The sequence below is a fragment of the Serratia sp. K1WW1 genome, assembly GCF_055790865.1.
This window is the reverse complement of the sequence record NZ_CM147697.1, coordinates 805,456-827,280: the sequence shown is the minus strand read 5'-3', so window position 1 is coordinate 827,280 and position 21,825 is coordinate 805,456. Positions and strand designations below refer to the sequence as shown.

Sequence of the window (21,825 nt, the reverse complement as noted above, 5' to 3'; positions counted from 1 at the left end):
TACCTTTAATGCGCCTTCTGCAGCTCGCCGCTCATCTCTTCCGGCCGATGCTGGTAGTTGAAAGACAGGGCAAAAATCACCCCCAACACCAGCGTATAGGCGGCAAACACCAGCCAGATACTCTGCCAATCTTTCACCCCGTTATGGGTGAAGAAGTCCACGACCTCGCCGCTGGCGATGGCTCCAACGTAAGCCCCTGCACCGTTAACCATGGTCATAAACAGCCCCTGAGCGCTGGCACGAATGCGGTGGTCGGTCTCTTTCTCCACAAAGATGGCACCGGAAATATTGAAGAAATCAAACGCGCAGCCGTAAACGATCATTGAAAGCAGGAGCAGCAGGAAGCCGAACCCGGCAGGCGTACCGTAGGCCAGGAACAGGAAACGCAGCGTCCAGGCCGCCATGCTGATCAGCATCACCTGCTTGATGCCGTATCTACGCAGGAAGAACGGGATGGTGAGGATGAAAAACACCTCAGAGATTTGCGACAGGGAGAGCAGCACCGAAGGATAGCGCACGCTCAGGCTGTCCTGATACAGCGGGTTAAGAGAGAAATCGTGCAGGAACGGGTTGCCGAAGGTATTGGTGATTTGCAGCGCCGCCCCCAGCAACATGGCAAACAGGAAGAACACCGCCATGCGCTTTTGCTTGAACAACACGAACGCATCCAGCCCCAACATGCTGACCCAGCTTTGCGAGCGTTTCACCTTGCTGGTCGGGCAATTTGGCAACGTCAGGGAGTAGACCGCCAGCAGCAGCGACACCGCGGAAGCCAGATACAGCTGCATATTGCTCAATTCAATGCGGCTAAAGCTGATTAGCCACATCGCCAGAATAAAGCCCACGGTGCCATAAACCCGCACCGGCGGGAAATCCTTGACCGTATCAAAACCGTGCTTTTCCAGACAGAAGTAAGAAATGGCGTTGGAAAGCGCCATGGTGGGCATATAGACCATCGCGTTGAACAGCATGACCCAGAACATTACCATCGGCTGATCGACCTGTGCGGCATAGTACAACGCCACCGCCCCCAGCAGATGACAAAGGCCATACAGACGGTTGGCCTTGATCCAGCGATCGGCAATGATCCCTGCCAGGCTTGGCATGATCAGCGCGGCGATCCCTTTCGAACTGTACACCATGCCTACCTGCGCCCCGCTGAAGTGCAGGGTGTTGATCATGTAGGATCCCAACGTCACCAACCAGGCGCCCCAGATAAAGAACTGGAGAAAAATCATCACCTTCAATCGTGTTTTTATTGCCATTACCATCACCTATTGTTGTGATTTACGCGGCAAGGTAGGGCTTGCCGCGGGGTAGTCGGATGGAAATAAGAATTACAGCGTTTTGAAGAACTCACGGATCAGGCGCATAAAGTCGTCTGCCGCCAGCGCAGCGCAGCTCAGCGTCTGCTCATGGGAAAGCGGCGTATCGGATAACCCTTCGGCATAGTTGGTCATCGCTGAAACTACCAACACTTTCAGGCCGCAGTGCCGGGCCGAAAGCACTTCTGGCACGATCGACATGCCCACCACGTCGCAGCCCAGCGTCTGCATCATGCGGATCTCGGCCGGGGTTTCAAAGTTCGGGCCGGTGTAGGCGGCAAACACCCCCTCTGCCAGTGGGATACCGGCCTTGGCCGCTACCGCCGCCAACTGCGCACGCAGGTCACGATCGTAGGCGTTAGCCAGGCTAAAGAAGCGTGGGCCAAAACGCTCATCGTTGGCCCCCACCAGCGGGGATTCCGGCATAAAGTTGATGTGGTCGGTCAGCGCCACCAGGCTACCCGGAGCCACCGATTTACGCAGTGAGCCAGCGGCATTGGTCGCCAGCAGGAATTCACAGCCCAGCAGTTTGAAGGTGCGCACAGCAGTGGCCATCACCTGCATGCCACGGCCCTCATAGAAATGCCCGCGCCCTTTCATGCACAGCACCGGCACGCCTTCCAGCCAGCCCGCCACCAATTGCCCTGCGTGGCCCACTACGCCGCTCACCGGGAAACCCGGTAGTTCGGTATAGTCGATGGTCACGGCATCGGTCATCACGTCTGCCAGCGCCCCCAGTCCCGATCCCAGAATCAGTGCTGCACGAGGTTGAAAGCCGGGTAGTCTGGTACGCAGCACGTCGGCACAAGAAAAAGCATCGTCTTGATTAAACATAGTATTCTCTTCTGTAGGGGGATAATTTAATCCCCATAGTAGAGAGCGACGGCGGGTGGCGACCAATACATTGTTGCCCGCTGATTTATTCTGTTTACCTATAAATACCCTGCATCGGGAGGCCCGAACAACCATGAAAAAGCCACTACCCGACCCTAGCCGGATCAACTTTCGCCTGCTGCACTACTTCCGCGTGGTGGCAGAGGAGATGAACTTTACCCAGGCCGCACAACGGCTGAACATGTCCCAACCGCCGCTCAGCAAACATATCAAAGAGCTGGAAAACCAGTTGGGGGTGGAATTGTTCAAACGCACCACTCGCTCCATGGCGCTGACGCAGGCTGGCCGTACGCTGTTCCATAACGTCGAAACGTTGCTCGATCAGGCGGGCAATGCGCTCAATCAGGTGCAGCAACTGGGCCGTGGCGAGGCCGGCCATATGGTGATTGGCATGGTAGGCACTTCGGTCTGGGGCGGTTTGATCCCAGCACTGAAACGCTTTACCGGGCAGGAAGAGAAGGTCACCTGGACGTTGAATGAGCAAACGCCTAGCCAGCAGATCGTCTCATTGCAGAAGCGACATATCGATATCGGGGTCTGGCGTGAGGCAAAACAACAGGCCCTGCCGGGGCTGGCCTGTCAATTATTGGCGCGGGAGAAGATCTCGGTGGTGCTGCCGGAGGGGCATCCACTGGCAACGGGGGAGGAAATCCAACTACCCGCCCTGGAGCATGACAAATTTATCGTGCTGCCGCCCAACGAGGCCAGCCTGGGGCTGTATCTGCACAACCTGTGTCTGCAACATGGCTTTGCGCCAGACATCGTCCATCAGGTCAATGAACCGCAAACCTTGATGGCGCTGGTGGCGGAAGGCTTTGGCATTACGTTACTGCCGGACAGCTACGGGCGCATACCGTGGCCCGGCGTGCGTTTCTGCCCGTTGCAGGCGGCCCCTTCGGCGGATCTGTATGCGATCTACCACGCCGAAAGTGCCACACCGGTGGTGAAGGCGTTCCTGAAAATGCTGCGAACGCCCGGGGCTGTTTAAGCGGAAGCCTGGACCACAAACTGGCCGGTCGAACCGCGATCGGCCATTTCCAACGTCTGGCTGTAGAACAGGAACGGGAAGTGCTCCGAGGAAACCTGGTTGAAGTACACCAGCAGTTCCACGTCACCGTCGACCCAGACGGTATCCTTCCAGCCGCGATCTTCCACCATCGGCTGCGCGCCATTGACGCGTTTCACCAGGAACTGCACGCCCTGAATGTGGAACGCCTGCGGCGTATCGGCATGAATGGTCCAACGTTCCCAGGTGCCCTGCATCGTTTGTACGTCGATGCGGTTCATATCCCAGATGGCCCCGTTGATGCCGGCCATCTTGTCTCCCAGACGGAATTCACGCGAGCGGCTGACGTTACCATCCAGCAGTTGATCCGCCAGCAGGCGCATCGGCAGATTGTCGGTGACCAACGGCAACAGGCCCGTCGGTTTCAACGTCAGTACCTGGGTGGAAACCAGCATGCTGGAAGGTTCAAACAGACCGCGCAAACGATCCATGATCCCTGCTGCTTCACCGGCGGTGAGGGTCACTTCGGCCCCCTGCGACATGTCGATCAGCACTTCGCGGCGCTCACCTGGAGCCAGAGAAAGTTGTTGTACCGCAACCGGTGCAGGCAAGAATCCCTGATCGCTGGCGATCACGTTGATCGGCCGCCCGTCGCTCAACTGCAACGAATAGCGCCGTGAGTTCGAAGCGTTCAGCAGGCGCAGGCGAACCCAGCCACGTGAGACTTCGATAAACGGGTTCTGCACGCCGTTGACCAACAGCGTATCGCCAATAAAGCCCCCCTGCGCCGGAGGATCGTATTCCGGCGTACCGAAGTTATCCAGGCGCTTGTCCTGAATGATCAGCGGGAAATCATCGACGCCGTAATGGTTCGGCAGCGGCAGGTTTTTACTGATTTCATCCTCGACCAGCCATAGGCCAGCCAAGCCGTTGTACACATGTGGTGCCATACGGTTCGGCGTGTTGGCGTGATACCAGCAGGTAGCCGCCGCCTGCCTAATAGGGATAACCGGCGACCAGTCAACGTTAGGCGACATCATGCGCGGCGCACCGCCCATCAGGGTACCTGGCACCTGCAACCCGCTGATGGTCATCGATACCGGTTCGGGCAGGCGGTTGCTGTAGATCAGTTTGACGTCGTCACCGTTGTAGACCCGCACCGTCGGCCCCAGATACATGCCGTTGACGCCCCAGACGGACGCTTTGCGGTTGTCCATAAAGGCCCAATGGGCACGTTGCAGGGTTAAAAACAGCGGCTGGCCACGGCGGGACTCCAGCAGTGGCGGGATCGGTAACGGAGTTGGCATCCCGCTCGCTTCGGCCCTCAGCGGCACGGTTCCCGCGCATAGCGCCAAGCCCGATGCCTGAATAAACTGACGTCGACTGAGTGACATATCTTCTCCATGAAAACAAAGCTGAACCGTGTGCAAAGCCCCGCTAAAGCGGGGCATAAACGGCATGAGGCCGTATGAAAATAGCTAACTGCGTTCTATTATTTTTTTGCGGCGTCTAGCTTGGCGACTTCCGCATCCAACTGGTCAATCTTCGCCTTCATCAGCTCGCGGCAATGGGCCGCCAGCTCACGCACCTGTTCTTTACTGTAATTACTGGTATCGACAGGTTCCAGCATCTCCACAATCACATGGCCGTTGTTCCAACGGTTCAGCTTGATCTTGTCGGTAGAAGAAACACAGATCGGCACAATCGGCACACCGGCCGCGATCGCCGCGTGGAACGCACCGGTTTTAAACGGCAGTAAACCACGGCCACGGCTGCGGGTTCCTTCCGGGAACATCCAGATCGAGATGTCCTGTTTCTTGAAGGCATCCACCACCTGAGCAATGGTGCCATGGGCTTTTGCGCGGTTATCCCGGTCAATCAGCAGGTTACCGGTCAACCAGTAAAGCTGGCCGAAAAACGGGATCCACACCAGGCTTTTTTTGCCCACGGTCACGGTGCGTGGCTGTACCGCATTAGAAACCGTTACCATGTCGTAGTTGTTCTGATGGTTGGCAATGTAAATACATTTGCCGTTGTTGTCCGCGCCAGCAGGCTTACGGAGTTCAACCTTGATGCCGAACACTGTCGACAGGCGACCGAACAGATGGCCAAAGGTCGCTACATGGCGGGGGTTACGCGGGCTGAACAAGCAGTAAAGCGAACCGAAAAAACTCACCAACAGGCAATAGACCGTGACAATGATCGCACGTAATATCAATAACATAACAACCTCATTAGCACACTGCCAACCCGGCCGCTGAACGGCAGGGAAGATTTCTTTTTGTATGAGGAGCGCAGGCGGAAGAACGCGCGGCGCTTCTAAGTTCTCTATTTTCCCGCCAGCCAGCGATCGGCACAATAAATTTATAGCCGGAAAAATTAACTCACTTAAAAAAAAGATCAGGATAAAAAAGCCCTGAACGGGTACGGGCGCAGCATGCAGCGCCCCTACGTAAGAATACCTGCGATCGCTTGGGCGCAGTTTATTGCGCCCAAGCAGGGTATATCACCGCTTTACTCTTCGCTATCACCCAACGATTCGCGCTCTGGCATATCCACCTCAACCCGATCGATACGCTGCAGGCCACGTGGCAACAACGTGCCCTTACGGCCACGCTCGGCGCGGAATTTCTGCAGATCTTCCGGGCGCAGTTTCAGCTTGCGCTTGCCTACGTGCAGGGTGATCGAGGTCTGCGGCGGCAGTACGAACAGCCAGGCCAGTTTATCTTCCCCGCTGGCAGCCTGCGCCGACGGTATCGAGATAATCTTGTTGCCCTTGCCCTTCGACAGCTGTGGCAGATCGGCGACCGGGAACATCAACATACGGCCAGCGGTGCTGATAGACAGCAGCATATCGTCGCTGCCGTGGATTTCCATCGGCGGCAGTGCCTTGGCGTTGTCCGGCAGGGTGATCATCACCTTACCGGCGCGGTTACGTGCAACCAGATCGTTAAAGGTACACACGAAGCCGTAGCCAGCATCGGAAGCCATCAGCAGTTTCTGATCGTCCGCAGCCATCAGCACCTGCTCGATGGTGGCACCTGGCGGTGGCGTCAGCTTACCGGTTAACGGTTCACCCTGGCCACGTGCCGAAGGCAACGTCAGCGGATCGAGCGCATAGCTGCGGCCAGTTGAGTCGATGAACACCACCGGCTGGTTAGTCTTACCGCGCGCGGCGGCAAGGAAGCTATCTCCGGCCTTGTAGCTCAGGCCGCTCGGATCGATATCGTGGCCCTTGGCGCTACGCACCCAGCCCATTTGTGACAGCACAATCGTCACCGGCTCTGAAGGCACAAAATCGTGCTCGCTCATGGCCTTGGCTTCTTCACGTTCGGTCAGCGGTGAACGACGATCGTCGCCATAAGCCTGCGCATCGGCCTGGATCTCTTTCTTGATCAGGTTGTTCAGCTTGCGCTCGGAAGCCAGCAGCGCCTGCAGATGATCGCGCTCTTTTGCCAGCTCATCCTGCTCGCCACGGATCTTCACTTCTTCCAGCTTGGCCAAATGGCGCAGCTTCAGCTCGAGGATCGCTTCGGCCTGAGTATCAGAGATGCCAAACCGCTGCATCAACACCGGCTTCGGCTCATCTTCGCTGCGAATGATGTGGATCACTTCGTCGATATTGAGGAACGCAACCAGCAAACCTTCCAGGATGTGCAGCCGTTTGAGCACTTTTTCCAGGCGGTAATTCAGGCGGCGGCGCACCGTATCACGGCGGAAGACCAGCCATTCGGCAAGGATCTCCACCAGCCCTTTGACCTGCGGGCGGTTGTCCAGACCGATCATGTTCATGTTGATGCGGTAGCTGCGCTCCAGATCGGTGGTGGCAAACAGGTGGTTCATCACCTGATCCAGATCGATACGGTTCGAGCGCGGCACAATCACCAGACGGGTCGGGTTCTCGTGGTCAGACTCATCGCGCAGGTCTTCCACCATCGGCAGCTTTTTAGCACGCATCTGGCTGGCGATTTGCTCCAGCACTTTGGCACCGGAAACCTGGTGCGGCAAGGCGGTGATCACCGCGCTGCCGTCTTCTTTCTTCCAGACGGCACGCATGCGTACCGAGCCACGGCCATTCTGGTAAATTTTGCGGATCTCTTCGCGCGGGGTAATAATTTCCGCTTCCGTCGGGAAGTCCGGTCCCTGCACAAACTCCAGCAAATCGTCGAGCGATGAGCCTGGTTTGTCGATCAGGGCTACCGCCGCGGCGGCAATTTCACGCACGTTATGCGGTGGGATATCCGTTGCCATCCCTACCGCGATACCGGTCGTCCCGTTGAGCAGGATGTTCGGCAAACGTGCAGGCAGCATCTTCGGTTCTTGCATGGTGCCGTCGAAGTTGGGCACCCAGTCCGTGGTGCCCTGGCCCAGCTCGCCCAGCAGCACTTCGGCGTATTTCGACAGGCGCGATTCGGTATAACGCATCGCGGCGAAAGATTTAGGGTCATCCGGTGCCCCCCAGTTCCCTTGGCCATCTACCAGCGGGTAGCGGTAAGAGAAGGGTTGCGCCATCAGCACCATAGCTTCATAACAGGCGCTATCGCCATGCGGATGATACTTACCCAATACATCACCGACGGTACGGGCAGATTTTTTGAATTTGGCGTTGTTGCTAAGCCCCAGCTCCGACATGGCATAGATAATGCGGCGCTGTACCGGCTTTAAACCATCGCCGATATACGGCAGCGCCCGATCCATGATGACGTACATGGAATAGTTCAGATAGGCGTTTTCAGTGAATGTGTGCAGCGGTAGACGCTCAACACCGTCATGAGTCAGTTCGCTCATTACTCAGATATCCTCAGACGACAAAGGGTCGATTCTGCCCGCGATAGTAACTCATCTGCGGGGTGGCTGTCACAGATGCTGCGTGGATCGGCCATTGATGCTGGCGATCGCCCCGGTTTATGCGAAATTTTGCCATCATTGGCCGTCTTTCTTGACTCACAGTCAACACTGTTGTGCGCTAGATCGCATTTTTCCCTGCTTCAGGAAGGATTACACTCCGTTTCAGCGATATGCCTTACGGCCATCACCTTCTACATTCTGACAGGAACCCAGCACCCATGAGCAATATCCTGATTATTAACGCCAAGAAGCAATTCGGCCACTCCAACGGTGAGCTGAACCAGACCCTGAGCGACGTAGCAGAAAGTTTCCTGCGCGATGCCAAGCACGATGTGCAGGTCACCGTAGTCGATGACGGCTATGATATCGAAGCCGAAGTGCAGAAATACCTGTGGGCCGATACGGTGATTTACCAGATGCCAGGCTGGTGGATGGGTGAGCCCTGGATCCTGAAAAAATACCTCGACGAAGTGTTCACCGCTGGCCACGGCAGCCTGTATGCCAGCGATGGCCGCACCCGTTCCGATGCCAGCAAAAAATACGGTTCCGGCGGGCTGATCCAAGGCAAGACCTACATGCTGAGCCTGACCTGGAATGCCCCGCTGGAAGCCTTTACCGACCCCGACCAGTTCTTCCACGGCGTGGGCGTAGACGGCGTTTATCTGCACTTCCACAAGGCCAACCAGTTCCTCGGAATGGAAGCACTGCCGACCTTTATCTGTAACGATGTGATTAAACAACCGGATATCGCCAGCGATATCGCACGTTTGCGCGCACATCTGGGCGAAGTGTTTGCTTAACTGTGATGGGTTTTATCAATCATACCGTTAACCAGTGAGGCCGTCATGATCACCGTAATTGCAGAAATCAGAACCAGACCGGGTCATCGTGAAAGCGTATTACAAGCGATTGAGAAGCTGTTGCCAGCGGTGTTGGCGGAAGAAGGCTGCGGCGGCTATCAGCCAATGATCGACGCCGACACCCAGGCGCCATGGCAGAAGCGTTCGCCGGATTCCATCTTTATGTTGGAGAAGTGGCAGAGCCAGGCGCATCTGGAACAGCACCTACAGATGGATCACATGCTCAAGCATCGTGAAATCATCAAGGACAGCGTGCTGGATACCACCATTTACGTGCTGGATAACCCCTCACCCTAACCCTCTCCCACAGGGAGAGGGGACAGTCCGTGCCACAACTTGATTACAGCACACTTCCTCTGCTTCAACCCTACTTCTGCCCCTGAAGACGACGCTGTAATAGCCCCCTCTCCCTGTGGGAGAGGGCTGGGGTGAGGGCAACAGACATCTCCGCTCTACAGGCTCTGTGCATCGGTGATATTCGCGCTGACATAGTCCAGAAAACAGGTGATCCGTGCAGCCAACTGGGCATTGCGATAATACACCGCGTTAATCGGCTGGCGGACCTCCAACGTTTCGGCCGCCAGCAACTGAACCAGACGCCCTTCCCGCAGATCTTCCCGCGTCATAAAATCGGCCAATTGAGCAATCCCTTCCCCCCGTAGCGCCAGTTGACGCAGCGTTTCCCCGCTGGAGGCCGATAGCGTTGGGGTAATGGCAAAGCGCTCCGCCTGCCGATGGCGCAACGGCCACAGATTGAGCGACTCGGGCTGCGTAAAGCCCAGCAGACTATGGTGGTTAAGCTCTTCGACACTCTGCGGTGCTCCAAAGCGGGCAATATAGTCCGGGCTGGCAAGAATGCGTAACCGGCTGGCCCCCAGCAGGCGCGCGTGAATAGTGGAGTCTCGCAATGCACCAATACGAATGGCGATATCGGTGCGCTTCTCCAACAGATCGATAATCAGGTTATCAGTGTTCAGCTCCAGCTCAATCTGTGGGAAACGTTGGCGGAAACCGGCAACCAGCGGCACGATCACATGTTCCATAAAGGGCGCGGCAGCATTGACCCGCAGCCTGCCCGCCGGGTTCAGACGGCGCAGCGCCATCTGCTCTTCGGCATGTTCCACCGAGTTGATAATTTCCCGCGCATGGGCCAGAAAGCTCTGCCCCTCTTCGGTCAATTCCAGACGACGTGTGGTGCGGCGCAGTAAGGTAGTATCGAGTTTTTTTTCCAGACGGCTCAGCGCCCGGCTGATGCCAGAGGTGGTTTGGCCAAGCTGCTCGGCGGCGGCGGTAATCGAACCGCTGTCGATCACGGAGGTATAAGCCAAGAGTTCTTCGAGGGTGATTTTCATGCATTCCGCCCTGGGTTATCGGGCGCAGCACGCAGTGCGCCAGGGATGGCACAATGTAAAAACGTGGGGCCGCAGTTGCGGCCCCACAGGCATCAGACGGAAAGCTCGGCGGTATCGCCCTTGTCTTGCAGCCAGTTGCGGCGGTCTTCTGAACGCTTCTTCGCCAACAGCATGTCCATAATGGCCATGGTCTGATCGGTATTCTCGTCATCGATGGTCAACTGCACCAGACGGCGAGTGTTGGGATCGAGCGTCGTTTCACGCAGTTGCAGCGGGTTCATCTCACCCAGCCCTTTAAAGCGCTGTACGTTCGGCTTGCCCTTCTTACGCTTCAACTGCTCCAGCACGCCGGCTTTCTCTTCCTCGTCGAGGGCGTAATAGACTTCTTTACCCAGGTCGATACGGTATAGCGGTGGCATCGCAACGTGCACATGGCCACCCTTTACCAGCGAACGGAAGTGGCGAACAAACAGCGCACACAGCAGCGTGGCGATGTGCAGGCCGTCGGAGTCCGCATCCGCCAGGATACAGATTTTGCCGTAGCGCAGTTGGCTGAGATCTTCGCTGTCGGGATCGATGCCGATCGCTACCGAGATATCATGCACTTCCTGCGAAGCCAGCACTTCGTCTGAGGAAACTTCCCAGGTGTTGAGGATCTTGCCCTTCAGCGGCATGATCGCCTGATATTCGCGATCGCGCGCCTGCTTGGCCGAGCCGCCCGCCGAGTCCCCTTCCACCAGGAACAGTTCGGTCATGCTCAGGTCCTGCGAGGTGCAGTCCGCCAGCTTGCCCGGTAACGCAGGCCCGCTGGTCAGCTTCTTACGCACCACCTTCTTCGCCGCACGCAGGCGGCGTTGAGCGCTGGAGATCGCCAGTTCGGCCAGTTGCTCGGCCGCCTGAACGTTCTGATTCAGCCACAGGCTAAAGGCATCTTTCACCACGCCGGAAACAAACGCCGCGCACTGACGGGAAGAGAGCCGCTCTTTGGTCTGGCCCGCGAATTGCGGATCCTGCATTTTCACCGACAACACGTAGGCACAGCGATCCCAGATATCTTCCGCAGACAGCTTCACGCCGCGCGGCAGGATATTGCGGAATTCACAGAACTCGCGCATCGCATCCAGCAGCCCTTGGCGCAGGCCGTTGACGTGCGTGCCGCCCTGCATGGTGGGGATCAGGTTGACGTAGCTTTCCGTCAGCAGTTCCCCGCCTTCCGGCAGCCACAGCAACGCCCAGTCCACCGCTTCGGTATCACCGGCAAAATTGCCGACAAACGCCTTTTCCGGCAGGGTGATCAGGCCGTTCACCGCTTCCATCAGGTAGTCGGTCAGGCCGTCCTGGTAGCACCAACGCTGCTCGGTATTGTTCAGCTTGTCGATAAAATAGATTTCTACGCCGGGACACAGCACCGCTTTGGCTTTCAGCAAGTGTGACAGGCGGGAAACCGAGAAGCGCGGGCTGTCGAAGAACTGCTCGTCAGGCCAGAAGTGAATGCTGGTGCCGGTGTTGCGTTTGCCGCAGCTACCGGTCACCGCCAAATCCTGCACCTTGTCGCCGTTCTCAAAAGCGATGCTATAGACGTTACCGTCGCGCTTGACGTTGACTTCCACCCGTTTGGACAGGGCGTTAACCACCGAAATCCCCACGCCGTGCAGGCCGCCGGAGAACTGGTAGTTCTTGTTGGAGAATTTACCGCCCGCGTGCAGACGACACATGATCAACTCAACCGCCGGTACGCCTTCTTCAGGGTGGATATCCACCGGCATGCCGCGGCCGTCGTCGATCACTTCCAGTGACTGATCGGCGTGCAGGATCACGTCGATACGCTTGGCATGGCCCGCCAACGCTTCATCGACGCTGTTATCTATCACCTCTTGACCGAGGTGGTTCGGACGCGTCGTGTCGGTATACATACCGGGACGACGGCGCACTGGTTCTAGACCGCTGAGTACTTCAATGGCATCAGCGTTATAGCTGGATTGAGTCATCGTTGATTATTTTTTCGTGGTTGAGGGAAGGTGCCGAAATCGCCCGCTGCCTGTTCAGTATATCTGTGATAGCTGAAGTTGCCGCGGCGTCATAGCCCTAAAAAATCCACAATCTGGGGGAAGTAGTGCTCGAAACCGACGAAAGCGTGGTTTCCGCCCGACTCCACCGTTTGCCGGCAGGCGGTGTAATAAGCCACTGCCTGACCGTAATCGAGAATTTCATCGCCCGTTTGCTGTAGCAACCAGATTAAATCCGGCGACTCCAAGGGATCGACCTGCATCACTTTCAGATCATAAACGTGGCGTGACTCTAACACATATTGCTGCCCGGTGTAGGGGTTCTCGTTGCTTCCCAGATAGTCGATCAGCAGCTCATACGGCTTCACCGCAGGGTTTACCACTACCGCTGGCAACGCAAAACACTGCGATAACCAGGTGGCATAATAACCACCCAACGAGGAGCCTACCACGCCCATCGTCTGGCCTGCCCGCGCCATCACCAAATCTTCCAGCATTTCTGCCGCCTCCGCCGGGTAAGGCGGCAACTGCGGTACCAGCATGTCGATATGGGGATGATGTTCCGCCAGCCAGGCTTTGAAAGCCGTGGCCTTGGCCGAAAGCGGCGAGCTGTTGAAACCGTGCAGGTAAAGTAAGGTTGAAGGCATCAGTAGCCGTCCGAATCCATGTCGGGGCGGAAGTCATCGTTTTCCAGCCGGAATACCTGGGTTTCCACCCGGCCATCCGGTAACAGGTCGAGATAGCGCCAACCAGGGGAAACGTCGTCGATGGTAAAATTGGTGCAGTGCGGCTTGAATTGCACGCAGGTGGACGGCGTAGCCAACAGCCGACGCCCATGCCAGCCCAGATCCAATTCCTGGTGGATATGCCCGCACAGCAGGGTATTCACTTTCGGATAGCGCCACAGCACGGCCGCCAGCGTATGCGGGTTACGCAAACTGTGTTGATCAAGCCAGGTGCAGCCGGAAGGCAACGGATGATGATGCAGTAACAGCAGCGTGTAGCGCTCTGGATGAGCCTCCAGGCAACGCTCCATCCACTCCAGCTGGTATTCACTCAGCTCGCCGTGCGGCACGCCAAACACCTGGCTATCCAGCAATAACACCTGCCAGTTGTCCCCAAGCAGCACCTGCTTTGACGGTGAGATACCGGCTGCGGCCAGCGCATCTACCATCGCAGGCTGAAAATCGTGGTTCCCCGGCAGCCAGACACAGGGCGCGGGCAAACGGGTGATGCCATCGGCAAAGTGCCGGTATGCCGCCTGGGAGTGATCCTGCGCCAGATCGCCGGTTGCCACGATCAGGTCGCACTCACGCTGCTGCGCGATCACCGCATCCAGCACCGCGTGATAGCTGGCATAGGTATTGATGCCGAGCAAGGTCTCACTCTTGCCAGCAAACAGGTGGGTATCTGTTATTTGTAAGATCCTGACCTTGGCCCCACTCGCCACGGGCAGTCTAAACAGGCTTTCCAAATGGTGTCCTTTGTTATCGCAGTCTGTCTAACAAACCGGAACCGCCATTGCTCCATGCGCTAAACAGTAGCGCAACCAATCAGCAAGAAACTGGTTAATTTGATGCTTTTCGTCGCGTTGATGCAACTTTTTGTTCGGATAATCATAACGCGCTTTAAACCGATAGATCTGCTGACTGGAACACACTTCCGCAACCATCGCGTCATGGTACAGCCGCACCGTCATCGCAGGCAGGCTCCAGTAGCTGACCGCAGGCGCAGTCTGCTCAATCTGCACCAGCGTAGTGTAACGGGTAGATTCAACAATAGTCAGACGATAATGGGCGCCATTCACCTGATAAGTGACGGTTTCATCGACTTCGTCGTTACGCGGCATCAAACGCCGCAATTGCGCGAAGTTGGTTTCACACAATCTCATCATTTCGGGGAAGTCAGGGGTATAGCGCTTTTGCATTTAGTTGGCCCATTCTGCTTTAAGCGATTCATGGTGCAACGCCAGCCACTGCAATGCAATCACTGATGCGGCATTATCAATCGCGCCTTCTTCAACCCAGCGGTAAGCCTGTTCGCGGCTGACCACGTGGACACGGATATCTTCATGCTCTTCGGGCAATCCGTGGATCCCTTCGGCCGTCAGGGCGTCAACCTCGCCGACCATAATAGACAGGCGTTCGCTGGTGCCACCAGGGCTGGCCAGATAGCTCAGCACCGGCTTGCAGCGCCCGACCACCACGCCAGCCTCTTCCAACGCTTCGCGGCGGCACACATCCTCAACGCTTTCTCCCGTTTCGATCATACCCGCAACCATTTCCAGCAGCCAGGGGGAAGCTGAGCTATCGATGGCCGGGATCCGCAGTTGTTCAACCAGCACCACTTCGTCCCTGATTGGATCATAGGGTAGCAACACCGCCGCATGGCCGCGCTCAAAAACTTCGCGCGTGACCTCACCGCTCATCTCACCATTGAACAAACGATGGCGAAAGCGATATAAATCGAGTGAAAAAAAACCACGGTATAGCGTCTCTCGTGCAATAATTTCTACATCATTTTTGTCGAAAGTAACGGGTGAAGGTTGCGAGCGTTTCATCTACGAATTCTCCTGTGTGATTATGCCGGCAAAATAAAGGGATTTGATGACAGAAACGGCGGGATTATCTTCACCCGCTTTGTGTTAGATTGTGAACCATGATATCAGGTAGCGCCGATGCAAATAGCCCAGTGTCAGTAAACGTAGCGTACACCAAGGTAAAAGTTCTGTGAGATGGCACATTAAGCCACCCTCAGCGCTCGGCAGACTCTGCTAGAATTGGCAACTATTCGTCTATCGTCAGCGCTAACATAGCAATATTGCTGCACAACAAGGAATGCAAATGAAGAAACTGCTCCCCCTTCTTATTGGTCTGAGCCTCGCAGGCTTCAGCACCATGAGCCAGGCAGAGAACCTGTTGCAGGTTTACAAACAGGCCAGGGAAAGTAACCCGGATCTGCGTAAAACCGCTGCCGACCGTGATGCGGCGTTTGAAAAAATCAACGAAGCGCGCAGCCCATTGCTGCCACAGCTTGGCTTATCTGCCGGTTATACCTACGGCAATGGCTTCCGTGATGCCAACGGTCTTAACAGCAATACCACCAACGGTTCATTGGCGCTGACCCAGACTATCTTTGATATGTCTAAATGGCGTGCGCTGACGTTGCAGGAAAAAGCCGCCGGTATTACCGATGTCACTTTCCAGACTTCATCCCAGAAATTGATCCTGGATACGGCCACCGCCTATTTCAACGTACTGCAGGCGATCGACGCCCTGTCCTACACCCAGGCGAATAAACAAGCGGTCTACCGTACCCTGGATCAGACCACCCAGCGCTTTAACGTGGGCCTGGTTGCCATTACCGACGTGCAGAACGCCCGTGCCAACTACGATACCGTGCTGGCCAACGAAGTAACCGCCCGTAACAACCTGGATAACGCGGTGGAAGTGTTACGCCAGATCACTGGCACCTTCTACCCGGAACTGGCCTCGCTGGATACCAACAAGTTCAGCACCAAGCGCCCGGATGCCGTCAACAGCCTGTTGAAGGAAGCGGAAAGCCGCAACCTGAGCCTGCTGTCTGCCCGCCTGAGCCAGGATCTGGCCCGTGAGCAGATCAAATCGGCGCAAACCGGCTATATGCCAACCGTTGATTTAAATGCTTCTACCGGGATCACCAATTCCAAATACAGCGGCTCCAGAGCTAATACCGGTACTGGTAGTGGAAGCGATTCAATTACTGGCCAGAACCAGGTCGGCATCAGCGTTAGCGTGCCACTGTACAACGGCGGCGTAACCAACTCGCGGGTAGAACAGGCGCAGTACAACTTCGTCGGTGCCAGCGAGCAGTTGGAAAGCGCCCACCGCAGCGTGGTGCAAACCGTGCGTTCCTCCTTCAACAACGTTTCTGCGTCCATCAGCAGCATCAGCGCTTATAAACAAGCGGTGGTTTCTGCCCAGAGCTCTCTGGATGCGACCGAAGCCGGTTACGAAGTGGGTACCCGTACCATCGTTGACGTGCTGGATGCGACAACCACGCTGTATAACGCCAAGCAACAGCTTTCCAATGCGCGTTATTCTTACCTGATCAACCAGTTGAACATCAAATCGGCGCTCGGCACGCTGAACGAAAACGATCTGATGATGCTGAACGGAGCACTAGGCAAGCCAATCTCCACCGCACCAGATGTGGTAGCACCACCAACAGCGGCGCAAGATGCCTATGTTGACGGTTCCAGCACCACTCGGCCAACGGCTAGCAGATAACCTGCTACAGCTTTGAGCTACCGAATAACGGGGCCCGGCATTTGCCGCGCTCCGTTTTTTTATCCAATAATCCCGCATCTGCCCCTCACCTCACAGCCTCTCTAAACAGGTTAATGTTATGATCCGCTCCCTATTGGGGTTTATCTGCTGAACGGGATCTGATGGACAACGCTTCACTCTGGCAACGGTTGATCACCGAAGGCGCGTTACCGCCACGGTTGCGCCCCTCCCCGGCCATTTATGCCTCCTGGTTACGCTGCAGCCACCTGATGCAACCCGCCGTATGGAAAGCCCCACATCGTGCCCTGGGCACCACCTTCGACTCGATCTGTCGGCGTAAGGATGATTTCATAACGCTCGGCCAGGCGGCGTTGGAAGATGCCTGGGAATATATGGAGCAGCGCCACTGCGTGTTGCTGATCCTCGACGAAAGCGGCTGCACGCTGTGGCAATGTGGCGACAAGACGACCGGCGAACAGCTGCTCGAACTGGGTTTTGCGCCTGGTGCTTATTGGGCGGAAGGCGATATCGGCACCAATGCCCCTTCCCTGGCCGCATCCGAGGGCCATCCGGTACAGATCCATAGCGATGAACACGTGCGCCAGGCACTGCATGGCTGGTCATTCTGTGCCGCGCCGGTGCATGACAATAGCGGCCGCCAGCGCGGTATGTTGGCTTTGGGTTGCCAGTTGGCCGATTGCAATGCGGGCGATCTTTCCCTGATCCTGGCGATCGCCCGGGAGATCGGCAATGCCCTGAACGCCGACGGCCTACTGGCCGAATCCAACCGCCATCTCAATCAGCTCAACGGGCTACTGGACAGCGTAGACGATGGCGTCATGGCCTGGGATCACCGGGGTTATCTGCAATATATCAACCCGCGCGCCGCCGCTATGCTCAAGCTGCATGAACAGCAGAGCCAGGGCAAACCGCTGGCACAGTTGCTGACGTTACCGGCCTTGCTTAACCGCGCCATCAGCCAACGCCAGCCGTTACAGCATGTGGAAGTCACCTTTGAAAGCCAGGGCCAGTTTATCGCCGCGCTGCTCACCCTCAAACCGATCCTGGACGGTGAGCACTGTAGCTTTATCGCCTTGCTGCATCCCTTGGAAAGGCTGCATCAATACGTCAGCAGCCAGATCGGCCGGGTCAGCCACACCTTCGAACAGATGCCCTCAGGTACTCAGGAAATGCGCCGCCTGATCCGCTACGGCCAGCAGGCGGCGAAGGGCCATCACCCGATTTTGCTGTGCGGTGAAGAAGGGGTGGGGAAAGAGCTGCTCAGCCAGGCCATCCACAATGCCAGCGAACGTGCCGCCGGGCCTTATATCGCCTTGAATTGCCAGTTGCTGCCTGAAGCCCAGGGGTTGAAGGAGCTATTGGGCAGTGATGCCAACGAAGAACAGGCGGGCCAACTCAGCAAGTTCGAACTGGCCAATGGCGGCACGCTGCATCTTGAACAGGTCGAATATCTGCCGCTGGCCATGCAGTCCGCCCTGTTACAGGTGCTAAAAACCGGCGTAGTGATGCGTATGAATTCCAGCCGCGTGATCCCGGTGAACGTGCGGGTGATCGCCACCAGCGCCGCCAACCTGGCACTGTTAGTGCAACAGAATCGCTTCCGCCGCCAGCTGTTTTATAGTCTGCAGGCCTTCGAGATCCAAATTCCGCCGCTACGCCAGCGCCTCAGTGACATCCCTTTGCTGGTTGAGCACCATCTGCGCGCTCTGGAGCAACACTTCCAGTGCCGCTTCCGGGTAGACGACGAGGTAATGACCCAGCTTGGCCTGTACCTGTGGCCGGGTAACGATCTGGAACTGAAAGGGGTGATAGAGCGCGCCGCGATGATTTGCCACGGCCATCATATTCAGCTGGCCGACCTCCCCGCTCACTTGCTCAGCCATCAGCCGCTAGTGGAAAGCGACTCTCAACCGGCCATGCCGCTGCTGACGCTGGCGGAAATGGAGTTGCAGGCGATTATCCGCGTGGCCAACGTCAGCCACGGGCAGCTTAACGAGATGGCGCAGCTGCTGGGCATCAGCCGCACCACTCTGTGGCGTAAAGTCAAACAGATGAATATCGATATCAGCCAGTTCAAGCTGCGGGGTTAATGGCTGAGTTGTAAGGTGCCGCGCGCCGCATCCAGCATCGCTTTCTGACCGCTGCGGGTCTTGCTCATACATTCGCTCATGCCGACCACCATCGGGATCCCCATCGCCTTGGCCAGGATCGCGGTGTGTGACAAGGCGTTGCCGCCGCTCAGGCAAATACCGAGTACCATGCGCCGATCGAGCATCACGACGTCGGAAGGCATCAGCTCATCCATCACCAGGATCGCTGGCTCATTGAGCACGATCGCCGGGATAGGCTGTCGTGCCAGATGGCTCAGCGTACGGCGCAGCATGTCACGCACGTCCAGTTCCCGCGCCTGCAAATACTCATCATCCAGCGCCCGATAATCGGAGGCAATCTGCTCCAGTTCCTGCCGCCACGCCTGTTCCGCGCTGCATTGCTGTTGGGCGATACGGGTAAAGGCGGCCTGTTGCAGGTCGGGATCGTCTAACAGCATGCTGTGCGCACCGAAGATCGCCGCCTGCGGTTTGCCGATCAGATTGCCAGTGCGATCCGCCAGCTTATTCAGATCGTCTAACGTCTGCTGCAATGCGATACGCAGACGCTGCTGCTCATTGAGCACGTCATCGGCCCCTAGCTGGCGTTCTTCCGTTTGCGGCCAGAAGCTCGACACCTGGAATATCGGACCACTGCTGACGCTTTCCTCCACGGGGATACCGTGCAGCGAAGGCAGTTGCTGCTCAGATACGGTTTCACCAAAATGCTGCTCAGCCAACGCCTTGAAAGCCGCCAGCGCTTCATCGGCCTGGGCACCATCTGCAATCAGACGGATTGTGTCGCCGTGGCGAACCTGCAACAAAGCCAGTTGATTCAGGCTGCGCGGGTTGGCGCATTGGCCATGCTTTTCCAGCACCAGTTCCGCTGCAAAAGGAGCCAGAGCCTCTGCCAGACGCGCCGCCGGGCGAGCGTGCAACCCGTGTGGATTCTGTACCGTCCAACTCAGGCTTTTCCCCTGGCTCAGCGGTAAATTCAGTGGCTTGCTGGCGGGTATCTCCTCACCAAGCTGTGCCTGCTTGGCCTGCAAGGCTACTTGCGCCTCTGCCAATACCTGCTCCAGGCTACCGCCCGCGTTAGCCGCTACAACCGCGGCCAGCGTGCCTTCCACCAGCGGTGCCGCACACAGCACCACCTTGGCCGCTACCTCTGGATCGAGCAGCTCAAGCGCGGTTTCCGCACTCAATAATGCGCTGCCGAGATCCATCAGCACCACGATCCCCGCTCCGTCCGCCACGGATTCGATCGCTTCCATCACTTTCACCGCATCGGTGCCGATCGGGTGTAGCTCATCATCGACCCCCGCCGCCAGCACCAGTTTGCATCCCTCGCCGCGCATCATCTGGCGGGCGAGTTGCTCAACACCCTGCGCCAGTTGTGCACTGTGCGAAACCACGACGATGTTGATCATCCTGCCTCCTCGACCACCTGGGCCAGCGTTTGTATCATCAACATGACGGAGGTTGCGCCCGGATCCTGATGGCCGATGCTGCGTTCGCCCAAATAGCTGGCGCGCCCTTTACGGGCCTGCATCACAATGGTGGCCTGTGCGGCCTGCTCCGCCCGAACGGCGGCCTGTTGTAGCGCCTGGGTCACGCTGAGCTGCTGCTGTAGCGACTCGCCCAGGCTTGCAACGACCGGCCCCCAGACATCACACATGGTTTTATCGCCCGGCTCTGCCTTGCCGCGCATCGCTACGCCTTCCGCGCCTTCCTGGATCACCTGCTTCAACTCAGCCAGATCCAGGCTCTGCTTGGCGTTGGCCGCCTGAGCCGCACGGATGAAGAAGGTGCCGAACAGCGGACCACTGGCACCGCCAACGCTGGAAAGCAGCGTCATACCGGTGTTCTTGAGAATAAATCCGATATCCTTGTCCGCCACCGAGGGCAGCTTTTCCACTACCTTGCTAAAGCCACGGTTCATATTCAGACCGTGGTCGCCATCACCGATATCGCTATCCAACTGAGTCAAGAAATCGCGTTCGCGGGTAAAGACCTCACCACAACGCATCAACCACTCAACGACCTGCTGTTTGCTTAATGTCATGATCCCTCCTCAGCCCCAACGCAGCGCTGGCGTGTTCACCGGCGCATCCCACAACGATAACAACTCGTCATCCACTTGCAGCAAGGTGATGGAAACCCCCTGCATATCCAATGCGGTGCAGTATGATCCCACCAGGTTACGCTCGATCACGATCCCGGCTGCGGCGCAACGCTGCGCCAAACGGTGGTAAACCCCGTACAGTTCAGAAAGCGGCGTCGCCCCAAGGTTATTGACCAGCGCAATCACCCGATCGCCCTGCGTCAAAGCTCGTTTGCTCTGGCTCTCTTCACGCCACTCCCCCTGCTGACGATCCCAAACGCGGATCGAGCGCTGGTAATCACCGTGATCGATCAGGGTATGGAACATGTCATCTACCGTTTGATCGAGGGTGGTGAACGTCCGCCGTTCGATCCCCGGTTCGCCGTGGATACCAACGCCAAACTCCATCTCGTTATCCGCCAAAGTAAACGACGGTTTACCTGCCGCGGGCACGGTGCAAGCGCCCAGAGCGATCCCTAGCGAGTGGCCCTGGTTGTTGATTTTGTGCCCCAGCGTGACCAGTGCGTCCAGATCAAAGCCCCGTACCGCTGCCGCGCCGAGCAATTTTTCCATCAGCACCGTGTTGGCAACCCCACGTCGGCCAGCGGTAAATAGGCTGTCTTTCACCGCCACGTCATCATCCACCAGCACCGTTGCCACTGCCACGCCGCTGTCATGCAGCAACTCGGTCGCCGTTTCAAAGTTGAGGATGTCACCGGTGTAGTTCTTGATAATCAGCAATACTCCGGCACCGCCGTCGATGGCCTGGCCGCAGTCGTACATTTTATCCGGAGTCGGCGAGGTGAAAATCTCCCCTGGGCAGGCACCATCCAGCATTCCCTCGCCCACGAAGCCGCAGTGCATCGGCTCATGGCCGCTACCACCACCAGACAGGATCGCCACTTTGTCTGGGATCGGCCCCGCCGTACGGGTCACAAACACCGGATCCTGATGCACCCGCAGCTCCGGGTGAGCGGCGGCCATACCGAGTAACTGTTCATTAAGTACCGAATCGACCTGATTGATTAGCTTTTTCACGGTTAATTCCTCTGTA

19 protein-coding genes are annotated in these 21,825 nt (G+C 57.2%); 5 read left to right on the top strand and 14 right to left on the bottom strand.

Features of this window, described 5'->3' with window-relative positions; all coding sequences use genetic code 11:
* Positions 1 to 5: 5 nt before the first annotated feature.
* Both ACX9GU_RS03785 and xapA read right to left on the bottom strand, forming a co-directional pair.
* The gene (locus ACX9GU_RS03785) at positions 6 to 1,265 is read right to left on the bottom strand and encodes a nucleoside permease (protein ID WP_473193884.1); all 1,260 of its coding nucleotides are present in this window, start codon (positions 1,263 to 1,265) and stop codon (positions 6 to 8) included.
* 72 nt (positions 1,266 to 1,337) lie between these two features.
* A complete protein-coding gene (gene xapA / locus ACX9GU_RS03780) occupies positions 1,338 to 2,159 on the bottom strand; it encodes a xanthosine phosphorylase (RefSeq protein WP_473193883.1) in 822 nt (273 codons plus the stop codon).
* Between the two features lie 133 nt (positions 2,160 to 2,292).
* Between xapA and ACX9GU_RS03775 the strand changes: the two genes are divergently transcribed.
* On the top strand, positions 2,293 to 3,207 hold the full coding sequence (locus ACX9GU_RS03775; protein ID WP_473193882.1) for a LysR family transcriptional regulator: 915 nt from the start codon (positions 2,293 to 2,295) through the stop codon (positions 3,205 to 3,207).
* On the opposite strand, the gene ftsP is transcribed toward ACX9GU_RS03775, so the two are convergent.
* The 3 genes from ftsP to parC all read right to left on the bottom strand — a co-directional run bounded on the left by ftsP (position 3,204) and on the right by parC (position 8,013).
* On the bottom strand, positions 3,204 to 4,619 hold the full coding sequence (gene ftsP / locus ACX9GU_RS03770; protein ID WP_473193881.1) for a cell division protein FtsP: 1,416 nt from the start codon (positions 4,617 to 4,619) through the stop codon (positions 3,204 to 3,206). The two genes, ACX9GU_RS03775 and ftsP, sit on opposite strands and share 4 nt — an antisense overlap.
* Before the next feature lie 98 nt (positions 4,620 to 4,717).
* Positions 4,718 to 5,449, bottom strand: coding sequence for a 1-acylglycerol-3-phosphate O-acyltransferase (locus ACX9GU_RS03765; RefSeq protein WP_473193880.1), 732 nt, complete (start codon positions 5,447 to 5,449; stop codon positions 4,718 to 4,720).
* 290 nt (positions 5,450 to 5,739) lie between these two features.
* Positions 5,740 to 8,013 carry a DNA topoisomerase IV subunit A gene (parC, locus tag ACX9GU_RS03760; protein ID WP_473193879.1) on the bottom strand — a complete coding sequence of 758 codons (2,274 nt, stop codon included), beginning with the start codon at positions 8,011 to 8,013 and terminating at the stop codon, positions 5,740 to 5,742.
* A gap of 278 nt (positions 8,014 to 8,291) precedes the next feature.
* Here parC and ACX9GU_RS03755 point away from each other — a divergent pair, with 278 nt between their 5' ends.
* Complete coding sequence (locus ACX9GU_RS03755) at positions 8,292 to 8,873, top strand: NAD(P)H-dependent oxidoreductase (RefSeq protein WP_021179520.1); 582 nt, start codon at positions 8,292 to 8,294, stop codon at positions 8,871 to 8,873.
* 45 nt (positions 8,874 to 8,918) lie between these two features.
* Positions 8,919 to 9,230 carry a putative quinol monooxygenase gene (locus ACX9GU_RS03750; protein WP_473193878.1) on the top strand — a complete coding sequence of 104 codons (312 nt, stop codon included), beginning with the start codon at positions 8,919 to 8,921 and terminating at the stop codon, positions 9,228 to 9,230.
* A gap of 155 nt (positions 9,231 to 9,385) precedes the next feature.
* On the opposite strand, the gene ACX9GU_RS03745 is transcribed toward ACX9GU_RS03750, so the two are convergent.
* From ACX9GU_RS03745 to nudF, 6 genes are all read right to left on the bottom strand, one after another.
* Positions 9,386 to 10,285 carry a LysR substrate-binding domain-containing protein gene (locus ACX9GU_RS03745; protein ID WP_473193877.1) on the bottom strand — a complete coding sequence of 300 codons (900 nt, stop codon included), beginning with the start codon at positions 10,283 to 10,285 and terminating at the stop codon, positions 9,386 to 9,388.
* A 92-nt stretch (positions 10,286 to 10,377) separates the two neighbouring features.
* Positions 10,378 to 12,273: a DNA topoisomerase IV subunit B gene (gene parE, locus ACX9GU_RS03740; protein ID WP_021179517.1), complete on the bottom strand. Its 1,896-nt coding sequence runs from the start codon at positions 12,271 to 12,273 to the stop codon at positions 10,378 to 10,380.
* A gap of 89 nt (positions 12,274 to 12,362) precedes the next feature.
* Positions 12,363 to 12,938, bottom strand: coding sequence for an esterase YqiA (gene yqiA, locus ACX9GU_RS03735; RefSeq protein WP_021806858.1), 576 nt, complete (start codon positions 12,936 to 12,938; stop codon positions 12,363 to 12,365).
* On the bottom strand, positions 12,938 to 13,765 hold the full coding sequence (gene cpdA, locus ACX9GU_RS03730) for a 3',5'-cyclic-AMP phosphodiesterase (RefSeq protein WP_021806859.1): 828 nt from the start codon (positions 13,763 to 13,765) through the stop codon (positions 12,938 to 12,940). Before cpdA ends, yqiA begins: the two co-directional genes overlap by 1 nt.
* A 27-nt stretch (positions 13,766 to 13,792) precedes the next feature.
* Positions 13,793 to 14,218 carry a DUF1249 family protein gene (locus ACX9GU_RS03725; RefSeq protein ID WP_248945598.1) on the bottom strand — a complete coding sequence of 142 codons (426 nt, stop codon included), beginning with the start codon at positions 14,216 to 14,218 and terminating at the stop codon, positions 13,793 to 13,795.
* On the bottom strand, positions 14,219 to 14,851 hold the full coding sequence (gene nudF / locus ACX9GU_RS03720) for an ADP-ribose diphosphatase (RefSeq protein WP_074031225.1): 633 nt from the start codon (positions 14,849 to 14,851) through the stop codon (positions 14,219 to 14,221).
* A gap of 283 nt (positions 14,852 to 15,134) precedes the next feature.
* Here nudF and tolC point away from each other — a divergent pair, with 283 nt between their 5' ends.
* The gene (tolC, locus tag ACX9GU_RS03715) at positions 15,135 to 16,559 is read left to right on the top strand and encodes an outer membrane channel protein TolC (protein WP_473193876.1); all 1,425 of its coding nucleotides are present in this window, start codon (positions 15,135 to 15,137) and stop codon (positions 16,557 to 16,559) included.
* A 161-nt stretch (positions 16,560 to 16,720) separates the two neighbouring features.
* Complete coding sequence (gene dhaR, locus ACX9GU_RS03710) at positions 16,721 to 18,670, top strand: dihydroxyacetone kinase operon transcriptional regulator DhaR (protein ID WP_473193875.1); 1,950 nt, start codon at positions 16,721 to 16,723, stop codon at positions 18,668 to 18,670.
* Here dhaR and dhaM read toward each other — a convergent pair.
* From dhaM to dhaK, 3 genes are read right to left on the bottom strand one after another with little or no spacing between them, the layout of a single operon-like run.
* The gene (dhaM, locus tag ACX9GU_RS03705; protein WP_473193874.1) at positions 18,667 to 20,097 is read right to left on the bottom strand and encodes a dihydroxyacetone kinase phosphoryl donor subunit DhaM; all 1,431 of its coding nucleotides are present in this window, start codon (positions 20,095 to 20,097) and stop codon (positions 18,667 to 18,669) included. The two genes, dhaR and dhaM, sit on opposite strands and share 4 nt — an antisense overlap.
* Entirely contained in the window at positions 20,094 to 20,732 is a 639-nt protein-coding gene (gene dhaL, locus ACX9GU_RS03700; RefSeq protein WP_021179509.1) for a dihydroxyacetone kinase subunit DhaL, read from the bottom strand. The genes dhaM and dhaL overlap by 4 nt, the downstream gene beginning before the upstream one ends.
* 9 nt (positions 20,733 to 20,741) lie before the next feature.
* Positions 20,742 to 21,809 (bottom strand): dihydroxyacetone kinase subunit DhaK, encoded by a 1,068-nt coding sequence (gene dhaK / locus ACX9GU_RS03695; RefSeq protein ID WP_473193873.1) that lies wholly within the window; start codon positions 21,807 to 21,809, stop codon positions 20,742 to 20,744.
* Positions 21,810 to 21,825: the final 16 nt, after the last annotated feature.

Coding starts and splice junctions, on each gene's coding strand:
- ACX9GU_RS03785 (WP_473193884.1), bottom strand. CDS start 1,265: ATGGCAATAAAAACACGATTGAAGGTGATGATTTTTCTCCAGTTCTTT.
- xapA (WP_473193883.1), bottom strand. CDS start 2,159: ATGTTTAATCAAGACGATGCTTTTTCTTGTGCCGACGTGCTGCGTACC.
- ACX9GU_RS03775 (WP_473193882.1), top strand. CDS start 2,293: ATGAAAAAGCCACTACCCGACCCTAGCCGGATCAACTTTCGCCTGCTG.
- ftsP (WP_473193881.1), bottom strand. CDS start 4,619: ATGTCACTCAGTCGACGTCAGTTTATTCAGGCATCGGGCTTGGCGCTA.
- ACX9GU_RS03765 (WP_473193880.1), bottom strand. CDS start 5,449: ATGTTATTGATATTACGTGCGATCATTGTCACGGTCTATTGCCTGTTG.
- parC (WP_473193879.1), bottom strand. CDS start 8,013: ATGAGCGAACTGACTCATGACGGTGTTGAGCGTCTACCGCTGCACACA.
- ACX9GU_RS03755 (WP_021179520.1), top strand. CDS start 8,292: ATGAGCAATATCCTGATTATTAACGCCAAGAAGCAATTCGGCCACTCC.
- ACX9GU_RS03750 (WP_473193878.1), top strand. CDS start 8,919: ATGATCACCGTAATTGCAGAAATCAGAACCAGACCGGGTCATCGTGAA.
- ACX9GU_RS03745 (WP_473193877.1), bottom strand. CDS start 10,285: ATGAAAATCACCCTCGAAGAACTCTTGGCTTATACCTCCGTGATCGAC.
- parE (WP_021179517.1), bottom strand. CDS start 12,273: ATGACTCAATCCAGCTATAACGCTGATGCCATTGAAGTACTCAGCGGT.
- yqiA (WP_021806858.1), bottom strand. CDS start 12,938: ATGCCTTCAACCTTACTTTACCTGCACGGTTTCAACAGCTCGCCGCTT.
- ACX9GU_RS03725 (WP_248945598.1), bottom strand. CDS start 14,218: ATGCAAAAGCGCTATACCCCTGACTTCCCCGAAATGATGAGATTGTGT.
- nudF (WP_074031225.1), bottom strand. CDS start 14,851: ATGAAACGCTCGCAACCTTCACCCGTTACTTTCGACAAAAATGATGTA.
- tolC (WP_473193876.1), top strand. CDS start 15,135: ATGAAGAAACTGCTCCCCCTTCTTATTGGTCTGAGCCTCGCAGGCTTC.
- dhaR (WP_473193875.1), top strand. CDS start 16,721: ATGGACAACGCTTCACTCTGGCAACGGTTGATCACCGAAGGCGCGTTA.
- dhaM (WP_473193874.1), bottom strand. CDS start 20,097: ATGATCAACATCGTCGTGGTTTCGCACAGTGCACAACTGGCGCAGGGT.
- dhaL (WP_021179509.1), bottom strand. CDS start 20,732: ATGACATTAAGCAAACAGCAGGTCGTTGAGTGGTTGATGCGTTGTGGT.